Genomic DNA, 10,271 nt, shown 5'->3' with positions numbered 1-10,271 from the left:
TCTGACATCTGCGGTTTCTGTATCGATCGAAGACTTATGCAATTCAAGTCTAGTATATTCCATATATATGTGATACAGACAATCTGAACTTTCGTGTAGGGTGCATCGCCACCCGTATTTCAGCAAGTTATATCCAATATCGAAGAGCGACGCACCCTACAGACTACTACAAATAACGAATAACTTATTCGCTAACTTCTAACTTTTAATTCATCCTGTGCTTCCCGCCGGAGTCTAGCGGCAATTCTAAAGAGTTCTTGACCTGTGTGCAAGTGGCGATCGTCATAATTGAGGGTAAATAAATGCAATTCTTCTATCCCGTCGCTCACTTGATTGATGCAGTAGTAGAGATGGGCCGCCACTCCAGCTACATTAGATGGATTTGGCATCGCCCTTAGAAAGTTCTGAGCTTTTGAAAGAAACTCGCGGCTGCTTTCGATATAAGCTTGAAACTTTTCTATCAGTTCGTCATCGAAGGGATCTGCTGACAATTCGTTTATTTCCTTTTTCAGCGGCTTCAAAATGCTGTTGAGCATTCGATTGACTGGCTTGTATACTTTAATCAGCCACTGTTCCATTTGTTCGTCGGCATCCCGTGCGGCTTGTTGTTGCTGGCGGCTGACGCTTGCTGTCCAGGGTGATTGCTCTTCGCTGGGCTGGGAAATTTGGCGATCGTAAGATTGTCTTTGCTGTGCGTCTCCTAATATTTCATAGGCTGCATTGAGGCGGATAATCTCTTCGTGACCCGCCGTCGCACTCTGGCTGTCTGGATGAAATAATTTGACTAAACGGCGGTATGCTTGTTTAATCTCGGCTTGGGTTGCGGTTGGGCTAATTTTTAGGGTTTTGTAGTGGTTGATAACGGAAGACACGCTGTTATTTCCTTGAAATCTGGATACTCTGCAAAAAACGGCTTGACAAAAATATCATTATTTGCTAATACTATGTATTTATCTGATATGAATGCCAATTTTTTAGGTAAAAAACCTCTGTTTTCAGAGTATCATAAATCTTTTTGAGAAAAACTGTTTGAGAAAAACATTGATGCTTTTGAAGTAGCAAGCCGAGCCACATGAGGGATTTATGTAGCAGAAGTCGGAAGCGTTGATTTAAGTATGTTGAAAAAAATGCTCGGAGTCAAGTAATGTTTAAAAGTAAAGCAACATTGAATTGAAAGCGATTACTTTTACATTTTTATAATTGTCATATAGCTGGCATTTGTTGAATTACTCCGCTAGCAATATCTATTCACATTCAAATATTTTTCAGGCTAGTTCGGAATTTTTAATCTTTGGTAATTTTTATTTTGTAGCTTCAGAAACCGTGTTTAGGTTAAAATAAATGTAAAGTTCCATGCTTGGATTATAGGATATTTTTTGTGTGATGTCTAGGGATTTGTGTATTTAGCTATAGTCTTAAAGTTCTGTCTTATCCGTCCCGTTAATTGCATTTATAACCTTACTTGCACGCCAATACCCGCAGAAAGTTTGACCGACTCGCACAGCAGCAGGATGTTCTGAGTTTTCTTTACCAAATCGCGGACGATTCCCTACGGGATAGCTTCGCACGCGCGTAACTTTCGGGGTTTGTGCAATGGGAGAAGCCTCACCTGACGGGCGGTTGCTCGATCGCGATCGACAATCTACAGCAACCGCCACACTGGCCTCGGACGTAAATAACGTCATGAATAAAAAGTAGACCCGTTACTAATCGACGGTTTAATTGCCATACTCAAGCTGTCAACTGCGAGCGAAACCCATGCAGGGCGTAGCCTGTACGCCCTGCGGTCAGTTTCTGCGACTGAGCCAGAGCCTAGTTTAGTTGACAGCCACGGCCAAATTGAGTTCAGGATCTTGGAACAAGGGAGTGCTCAGATAACGTTCGCCGAAACTCGGCTGAATCATCACAATCAATTTGCCTGCATTTTCGGGACGCTTGCCCACTTTCAAGGCTGCACACAGCGCCGCACCGCTAGAAATCCCAGACAAAAGTCCTTCTTCTCGGGCTAAACGGCGCCCGTAGGCGATCGCCTCGTCATCCGTAACAATTATCACTTCGTCGATCGCATTGACATTCAACACCGGCGGGATAAAACCAGCACCGATACCTTGAATTTTGTGAGGCCCTGGCTTGCCGCCTGAGAGTACCTGAGAGTTTGCCGGTTCCACCGCGATCGCCTTAAACTCGGGTTTGCGGGACTTAATCACCTCTGCAACACCCGTAATCGTGCCGCCAGTGCCGACTCCAGCAATCAAGAAATCAACTTCGCCGTCGGTATCTGCCCAAATTTCCTCAGCCGTTGTTAAACGGTGCACCTCTGGGTTCGATGGATTCCGAAACTGCTGCAACATATAAGCATTCGGAGTTTTGTCTACAATCTCTTGAGCGCGGCGGATGCAGCCGCTCATCCCCTCAATGCCGGGAGTCAGTTCGAGTTGAGCTCCGTAAGCCCGTAGCATCGATCGGCGTTCGGTGCTCATTGTATCCGGCATTGTCAAAATCAACTGGTAGCCCTTAGCAGCCGCCACCATTGCTAGAGCAATTCCGGTATTTCCAGAAGTCGGTTCGACTAAAACTGTTTTACCCGGAGTAATCAGCCCTTCTTTCTCGGCTTGATGCACCATATTGACACCGATGCGATCTTTCACCGATGCAGCCGGATTCATGCCTTCGAGTTTGACTACAATCCGAGCCAAGCAACCTTCGGCTTGGGGAATGCGGTTGAGTTGTACCAGGGGTGTGTGCCCCACCAATTCTGTAATGTCGCCAGCAATGCGCATAATTTTTGTCAGTTGGTTGTTGAAAGTAAATCTTAATTCCTAGTTGCCAATACTAACTAGATGTAATACATAATATCGAGCTGCCGCCTGCCATTGCGTTTTTCGCGCAAATCCTGTAGCGTATATTTTTGCAAAACGGAGTTGGCTGCCGATCGAGCTTCTTGCCAAACTTCCCAAATCACAGCACTTTCTACAGTTTGAGCAGGCGAGTCTTTTTCGGAGCGATCGAACTCAGAGCCTTCGAGACAGTTGAGAATATCTAGCAGTGTTATTTTCCAGGGTTCCCGCGCCAACAGGTAACCGCCCTTAGCTCCCCGCTGGCTGCGAATCAACCCGCAGCGTCTCATGGTAGCCAGCAACTGTTCTAAATATCGATCGGGAATATTTTGCTGAGCCGCTATCTGGCGAATTTGCAGAGGCTCGCCTTCGTCGTAGCCATCGGCAAGCTCCAGCAAAGCTAAGATTGCGTATTCGCTTTTACAGGAGAGTTCTACCATAATATTTGCTTCAGATACCCTAATTCTCAACTGCTTGGCAAAAGTTATTCAAAGGAAGGAAGAGAGCTAATTGATGTTCGCCCACAGCGCTGCGCCAACAATTGGCTATCCTTCTGGCTGTCGGGGCTTCCCAGTTGAAAATAGCAATACTGGCCTGGAGTCCCCGAGCCTCGACTTGCTGTCTTGCTGGGCGATCGCCAATTCTGACATTAAGTAGCATATCTTGTTTTTGACAGCAGTTACAAGAAGTTTTAGGACTGGCAAACCATTGATTAACTAGCACTCTTATCTTTCATAGATTTTGCACTTATACTTGAATATGCTCCCTTTAGAGATAGTCGTGCGCCGGAACGAAGCAATCCCCGTATCTTTTTTTCAGAATATTTTGACTTGCTAACTCTGGGAATGCAACTGTATTTACTAATTGTCAATTTTACGGCAAAAGTTTACAGTTATCGATCGTCATCCCAACACATTCGAGCCTTCAATGTTAACAATTTTGAATTTATTCGCTAGATGGTTTTAGGTTGTTCAAAAAGTCTTTACAAACACAATATTTTCCTGGGTGCAGGTGACTTATATGCGTGTAAATTTGCGTTTTGACGGCTACATTTGCCAGAACGAACGATATCTGCATAACGCATCTTTTAAATCAATTACAGGGTTTTGATATACCCTGGGAGACAATTCATTGATGCTGACAAATCGGCGTTGTTTCTTGACGCGATCGGTCAAAACTTTCTTGATTCGATCGCTTTTGGCTCCGAAGGCGATGCCCACCTGCAACACAACTAATTTAAATCCGGCGCGTTTAGCGATCGAGGTCTCTGCCCTTTGATTTCATTTGGGCGATCGTTTGAGGGCAAACATACTGATATACTCCAATTAATTCAAATGCCCGGGTCAGAGTTTCCGCCTCAACTGGGCAGCCCATAGATTTAGATTAGTTCAAGAAAGTAATTGAAGCCAACGAGTATTGCTCCCAAGTCAGGCATTAAAAATCCTCCTCCATGTTGAGTTAACAATCATAACTCCTAACTTTTTATTATACTCCGGTTTTCCACTGAACTTAATCGAGTTTCACAAAATACAGAAATTTTAAATTCCTACCGCGCACAAAAAAGCCCTACCTGAGGCAGGGCTAAAATTCGGTAAGTCAGCACAGCAGAGAGGGTATCACCCGCCCTGCCCGGTCTAACCAGCTCTTAGAACGTAAAAGTTGTTCTCAGAGTACCAATAATGATGTCGTCGTTGCCATCGTTTTGATTGGGGTTAGTAATCCAAATGACGCCCGGAGTCAGAGAAATGTTATCCGTGAGCTGGTACTTGTAGAAGCCTTCAACGTGCCACGACTCGTCATTTCTGAAGTTCCGCAAATTGCCTGGTGCCTCAAGTTTATCCAAGTAAGGCTCGCGACCTACAACAAAGCCGAGCAAGTTGCCTTCTTTGCCTAAATCGGGTAAAGCCAAGGTGGCAGCGTAGTTCCAAATTCTGGCATCGCCGATACCGAGGATGCGAGCATTAGTTAAACCAGCCCAGCCGCCAAGTATAAGTCTCGAGCTCAGGCGCAAGGAAGCCTGAGCGCCGTAGGAGTTGCTGACCACTTTGCGAGCGCGGAAGCCGTTGGCGCCGCCAAAGCCTTCGCTCAAGCCGTTCAGCGAATTAGCCACGCCCGTACCGGTGAAACCGCCTAGATTGCCAGCCCCGTTACCCAAACCGTTGTCAAACCCGAAGTTACCTCGGTTAAAGTAACCGTGGTTGTAGTTGACAGCAAATTGGAAGTTGCGTCCGGGGGTAAAAGTCAACTGGCCCATCGCTGCGTAGTCGCCGTTGAACAAGCCTCCGCCCTTGGCGGGACTGGCTGCATTTGACGCCAAATAGCCGAAGGATAGAGAAGTCGGGCCGAAGACGCCGCCCAGCAAGCCCCTGCCGCCGAAGGCATAGTCAAAACCGATACCCGCACCGCCACCCAAGCGATAAACTGGGTTGCGCTGTCCGAAGGCACTCAGAGAGCCGTTACCGCCGTCAAAGTCTTCAAAGTAAGGGTTGACAGTCGGAATAATGTCGTCCCAAACGACAGCGTTAGCTGCCAGGGTAACGTTCAGGTTGCGACTCACGGGAAACTTGTACAGCAAGGTGTCTAGAGCAACAACGTTGTCGGTTCTGCCGACTACATTCCAAGTTTGAGTACCTTCGCTGGTAGCCCCAAGGTTGAATTTTTGACCGTTGCCGACTTGAAGCCTTGTCAACAACAAGTCTCTGCCGGTGAAGCTCGTATTTAAATTCAGACGCACCCGCTGTTGGAATACAGTCTGATTGTTACCTCTGCCGATTCTGGAGTTGTCTCTCCCCAACAAGCCATCCTTGCCACCAAAGTCGTCGCTGAGGGCAAAAATTGCTTCTCCAGTCAGCTTGGTAGTAGTTGAGAATTGGTTGGCTTCAAGTTCGGATGTGCGAGCTTCTAGAGCATCTACACGACCGCGCAGGGTTGCCAGTTCCGCTGCAAATTCTTCTTGGAGCCGTTGGAGGGCTGCCAAGTCATCTTTGGTCGCTAAGTTGGTCGTACCTGCTTTAATTAGCTCATTAACTTTGTCTAAGCAAGCGTTTAAACCGGCAGCAAATTCGTAGCGGGTCATTGCCCGGTTGCCGCGGAAGGTGCCGTCAGGATATCCGGCAATACAGCCGTAGCGCTCGACTAGGGATTGCAGTGCTTGGAATGCCCAGTCTGTGGGCCGCACGTCGGAAAGTTGAGATACTGAGGTAACTTGACCTTGAGCTTCGCCGCCGGCAGTACCTTCGCTGCTGTACTGGTTGAGCTGTTCTAATGTAGCGGCTGGGTTTGTTTGAGCTGCTGGCGCGGCAGTTTGGGCTAAAGATTCAGCCTGTTTGGGCAAACTTTGTTGTGCCGGCTCTGCTGCTGTCGGGGCAGTTGTTTCTAATTGAACTGCACTGATTTGCTCCTCGACAGCCGTAGCTGCCGGGGCTGGATTTTCTAGTTTGGCTGCGGCTGAATTTTCTAGTGGTTGAGCGACTGTTTGCTCAACTGCTGCTAAGGATTCAGTTGCAGGTTGTGATGCAGCTTCGGGATTTGTCGCTGCGGGGGCTGTGTTGGCTGTGGCGATCGCGCTGCCCGTTGCAGCCTTGCTGGAATCTGCAATCGCTGGCTTGGTTTCGCTGCCTGTTCCTTGGGAAATTTCTTCGACTGGCTTGAATGCTGTGGTAGTTTCGTCCACAGCAGCTAGAGCATTGACTTTGGCTTCGGATGTTTGACCTGTTTCAGCTTGGGCAGCTTGAGGCTTAAGCGCATCAGCGGCTTGCTGAGCGTCTGCTGCCATCGCGCTCGAAGAAACTACTAGGGTAGCTCCTAAGACTGCTGGGCTGATTAGTAGGTAACTCCACAAAAATTTCGACATATTCACTCTCATCCTCACACCGATTACAGAGAAACTTTTCTAGTCTTCTATGTGGTCAGTAGTTGCTAAACCAGCATACTGTAAAAAAAGACCTAAAATTTGCTTTTTCTTTTGATTCTTTCGGGCTGACTGAGTGTATGGATGTAATTTGCTGCCCCACACAGGCTGTTTTTACCAGGCTATCGGCCGCCTCAGCACCTTTCAATACTCAGAGTGCAGGTTGATGAGACTGTTGATTTTACCTCAGACACTTCAGATCGCGCCCGATCGACTATTTACGTTCTAGCACAGCAGCTTCGAGTCGTCTAGGCTGATTCGACTTTGACATCCAAACCGTGTCCGAGGACGCTAAAGACTCGGCGGTGATCGAACAGTTCTAATAAATCGGCGTTGATTTTGTGGTGAGCTGCTTCTTGCCGGAGAATTTTCATCGCTGCCTCTGTGCGTAGAGCTCGCTTGTAGGGGCGATCGCCTGCTGTCAGAGCGTCGTAAATATCGGCGATCGTCATCAATTGCGCTTGAATGGGGATTTCTGAGTGTTTCAGACCTCGCGGATAGCCGCTGCCGTCGAGTTTTTCATGGTGTCCGTAGGCTATTTGGGGAACATTTTTTAGATCCTTTGTCCACGGAATTTGGCTGAGAAATTCGTAAGTGTGAGTTACGTGGGATTCGATTGCCGATCGTTCTTCCGGGGTCAGGTTGCCCCTAGACACCATCAATTGCACGATCTCTTCTGGGTTCAGCAGCGGTTTAATTGCCCCGTCTATGTCTCTGTAAGTTTGCCGAGAAAGTTCTCGCAGTTGAGCTAGGGGTTCTTCTGCCAAGATATGAGGTTCGTTTGCTTCTAGCAGCACTTCCCAGTATTCTGCCAATCTGGTTTTGGTATCTGCTAGCTTAGTGTCTAGCTGTTCGATTTCTTGGCATTGAGCGCACTCAGCGCCTTCCTCCGGGTGTTTTCGGTAGGCTGAATGCTCTAGCAAGTATTTATATTTAGCTTGGACGCATTCCATTTCCATCGTCCGCTGAGCCAACCCGAAGCGGTGGCGGATGATTTCTAGCTGTGCGGGGTAGAGCTTTTTCTGCTTGGTCAAAACTGCTTCTGGCACTCCGATTTTCCCAAAATCGTGCAACAGCGCCGCGTAGCGAATTTCTTGAATTTGGCGGTTGTTAAAGTAAACTGAGCGCAGCCACCCGCTGCTGACGGCGTTTACTTCTTCTGACAAACGTACTGTCAGGGCTGCTACGCGTTCAGAATGGCCGTAGGTACAGGGGTCTCTGGCTTCTATCACTTGGACTGAGGCTTTGACGAAGCCCTCGAACAAATGTTCTATGCTTTCTTGAAGTTGATTGCGTTCGATCGAGATTGCTGCTTGAGAAGCCAGCGATCGCACTATTCTCTCTTCCCAAGAAGAATATTCCTGGGTCGATTCCCAGGCATTCTCAGCAGTCAGCACCGCATCTGCCTTTGTTTTGCGGTTGATCAGTTGCAGTACGCCGATTGTCTCGCCCTGTCGGTTTTGCATTGGCAGTACCATTACCGAGCAAGTGCGGTAATTAATATCCCTGTCAAAACTGGCATCTAGCTGGTAGGGCACGTCGGCGGGCAAGTCGTAGGCATCAGACAAGTTCAAACTTTGACCTGTAATTGCCACGTATCCCGCCAAACTTTTGTCTGTCAGCGGCAGCGCAAACTCCTTAAACGACAATCTCGGTTTAGAAGCATTTTGGGCTACCTTGAACAGCAATTTAGATTTCTCGTCGCTGTGATCTACTAAGTAAACGCTGCCCGCATCGCTGTAAGTAATTTCCCTGCTTTTGGATAAAATTAAGTTTAACAACCCGCCCAAATCTGGGGCGCTTGACAGAGCCGCGCCAATATCCAAAAGCTTTTCTATCAAATCCGTTCTTTCAGCAGACTCGTTCTTGAACTCTGGCTTTTCAAATACGATCATGGTCGGAGGATGGCGAATAGCCTTTTATACATTGGACTTTTTGCATCTCGACTTTTTCACACCCGATTCTAACCCAGAGTCGATTTTTTATTTGCGAGCTTTCCGCGATCGGGGACTGTCGCTAGATGCAGCGGCTCCTGTTGGGCAAACGAGAACTCTTTTAATCTAGCGCAGAAATCTCTTGGGCGAGCGCCAAGTCTTTCTCAGTTAAGCCTCCAGCGTCGCTTTCGGTCAAGTTAACTTTAAATTTGTTATAGAAAATTTCTCTGTCTGGGTGATGTCTGGTGGCTTCTGAGCCTTCGACCAAGTTGTTCGCAAGCGAGCGAGGGCTTCGATAAAATATTTAGATTTGAGCCTGCACCGCAGTTGCTGAATTTCCACCATCGGGTCGGACAATTTACGGGCGCGCTTTTAATTTCTGTATTGTTAAGTACGTCAGCCATAATTTTTTTTGATCGTATCTTTGGCAGAGCCACAGCACAGCAGCTAAAAATCCTACCAAAAACTATCCGCTCTCACCAATAGTGTTGAGGCTCAAGTTTTAACACTCAAGATTTAACACTATTCGAGGTGAGAGCGGTCTAGCGGGTCTTCAGATTAGAACCTGACTGCCGGGAGAATCCCTAGCTCAGCCTGGTTCCCCGTGGAAGTTGTTTCTAGTTTGAAACAACGGCTGACTGCTAGTGAGCGGCCCCGGCGCACAGCCGGTAGTTTCCAATCTGATGACCCATGCATTTACTACTGTCTATCATGGGCATCACCTCCAGGATTAGCTAAATGGCTTTATATTTGAACGCACCTCACCCAAACACAAGATTTGGTGTGAGGATTTGTGCGCTAGCCCTTGCCAGCGTAACTGAAAGAACCTGCGTTCTGAGTCTCGTTTCAGCAATCACAATTATTAGAATAACACAAGGAATTGGAAGTGGGGAGATACAAATTGACATTTTTGCAAGATCGGGGCAAATTACTACAGCAGCAAGGTTTTAGATGGCGCACTCATCCAGACCGATCCTCTTCGAGGGCAACGCTTACGAGCTTTTGAACCAATTGCTTTTTCTCTCGGGCAGGTGTAAAGCCGCAAATGTGCCCTGCTGCTCAATTTCTTAGATAGGAATTTGCCACTTTGGCGGCGAGTTCCTAGAATAAGGCGAAAGTCCGCCAGATTCATCAAAGCCAGAATTTGAATCTTGAGTTAGGCATCTGGCAGCATCCTTATACCCCTTAAAATCTCAACGGTTATGGGAATTAAAGCAATTTTCAGAGGATTTTACTGGTTTGTCTGTTAAGATCCGTTACTTAGCAGTAACGAGTTTTTGCGCCATTTGAGCAGCCTCACGCTTTTCGGGAATTTCCACCGCAATTTTTAATGCTGCTGCGGTTCTTGGTTTTCCCATTGTTTTTACCTCTATGTCGCTTTTATTTTTTATAGCATGGCGTAACAAGACTTTTAATCCAACAAAAAGCTCCCACCTAGCGGCAGGAGCTTTTTAAACATTAAGGGTAAAGCCTAAATTGCTTTATCTTACCCTTTGAAAATGTTTTATTTTTTGATAACTATCGCTGATTAGAGAGCGTTACCGCGAGGCAGAACTTCTTCTGGGAAGATGAAGTTTTCGTGGGGTTGGT

8 protein-coding genes are annotated in these 10,271 nt (G+C 47.2%); all 8 read right to left on the bottom strand.

Annotated elements, in window-relative coordinates; genetic code table 11:
* Positions 1-191 precede the first annotated feature (191 nt).
* The 8 genes from QT974_RS24180 to QT974_RS24145 all read right to left on the bottom strand — a co-directional run bounded on the left by QT974_RS24180 (position 192) and on the right by QT974_RS24145 (position 8,949).
* On the bottom strand, positions 192-872 hold the full coding sequence (locus QT974_RS24180) for a J domain-containing protein (protein ID WP_333470959.1): 681 nt from the start codon (positions 870-872) through the stop codon (positions 192-194).
* A 543-nt stretch (positions 873-1,415) separates the two neighbouring features.
* Positions 1,416-1,685: a hypothetical protein gene (locus QT974_RS24175; RefSeq protein ID WP_333470958.1), complete on the bottom strand. Its 270-nt coding sequence runs from the start codon at positions 1,683-1,685 to the stop codon at positions 1,416-1,418.
* A gap of 132 nt (positions 1,686-1,817) precedes the next feature.
* On the bottom strand, positions 1,818-2,780 hold the full coding sequence (gene cysK, locus QT974_RS24170) for a cysteine synthase A (RefSeq protein ID WP_333470957.1): 963 nt from the start codon (positions 2,778-2,780) through the stop codon (positions 1,818-1,820).
* Positions 2,781-2,836: 56 nt separating this feature from the next.
* Positions 2,837-3,277 carry an Rrf2 family transcriptional regulator gene (locus tag QT974_RS24165; RefSeq protein WP_333470956.1) on the bottom strand — a complete coding sequence of 147 codons (441 nt, stop codon included), beginning with the start codon at positions 3,275-3,277 and terminating at the stop codon, positions 2,837-2,839.
* Positions 3,278-3,296: 19 nt separating this feature from the next.
* Positions 3,297-3,560: a hypothetical protein gene (locus tag QT974_RS24160; RefSeq protein ID WP_333470955.1), complete on the bottom strand. Its 264-nt coding sequence runs from the start codon at positions 3,558-3,560 to the stop codon at positions 3,297-3,299.
* Positions 3,561-4,482: 922 nt separating this feature from the next.
* On the bottom strand, positions 4,483-6,690 hold the full coding sequence (locus QT974_RS24155) for an iron uptake porin (RefSeq protein WP_333470954.1): 2,208 nt from the start codon (positions 6,688-6,690) through the stop codon (positions 4,483-4,485).
* A 305-nt stretch (positions 6,691-6,995) separates the two neighbouring features.
* Positions 6,996-8,642, bottom strand: coding sequence for an HD domain-containing phosphohydrolase (locus QT974_RS24150; protein ID WP_333470953.1), 1,647 nt, complete (start codon positions 8,640-8,642; stop codon positions 6,996-6,998).
* 160 nt (positions 8,643-8,802) lie between these two features.
* Positions 8,803-8,949, bottom strand: coding sequence for a 4a-hydroxytetrahydrobiopterin dehydratase (locus QT974_RS24145; RefSeq protein WP_333470952.1), 147 nt, complete (start codon positions 8,947-8,949; stop codon positions 8,803-8,805).
* Between the last annotated feature and the right edge of the window lie 1,322 nt (positions 8,950-10,271).

The organism is Microcoleus sp. BM001215392 (assembly GCF_036700185.1).
Lineage (GTDB): Bacteria > Cyanobacteriota > Cyanobacteriia > Cyanobacteriales > Microcoleaceae > Microcoleus.
The sequence above is the reverse complement of the archived record's forward strand: the minus strand, read 5'-3'. Positions and strand labels throughout refer to the sequence as shown.

Coding starts and splice junctions, on each gene's coding strand:
- QT974_RS24175 (WP_333470958.1), bottom strand. CDS start 1,685: ATGACGTTATTTACGTCCGAGGCCAGTGTGGCGGTTGCTGTAGATTGT.
- cysK (WP_333470957.1), bottom strand. CDS start 2,780: ATGCGCATTGCTGGCGACATTACAGAATTGGTGGGGCACACACCCCTG.
- QT974_RS24165 (WP_333470956.1), bottom strand. CDS start 3,277: ATGGTAGAACTCTCCTGTAAAAGCGAATACGCAATCTTAGCTTTGCTG.
- QT974_RS24155 (WP_333470954.1), bottom strand. CDS start 6,690: ATGTCGAAATTTTTGTGGAGTTACCTACTAATCAGCCCAGCAGTCTTA.
- QT974_RS24150 (WP_333470953.1), bottom strand. CDS start 8,642: ATGATCGTATTTGAAAAGCCAGAGTTCAAGAACGAGTCTGCTGAAAGA.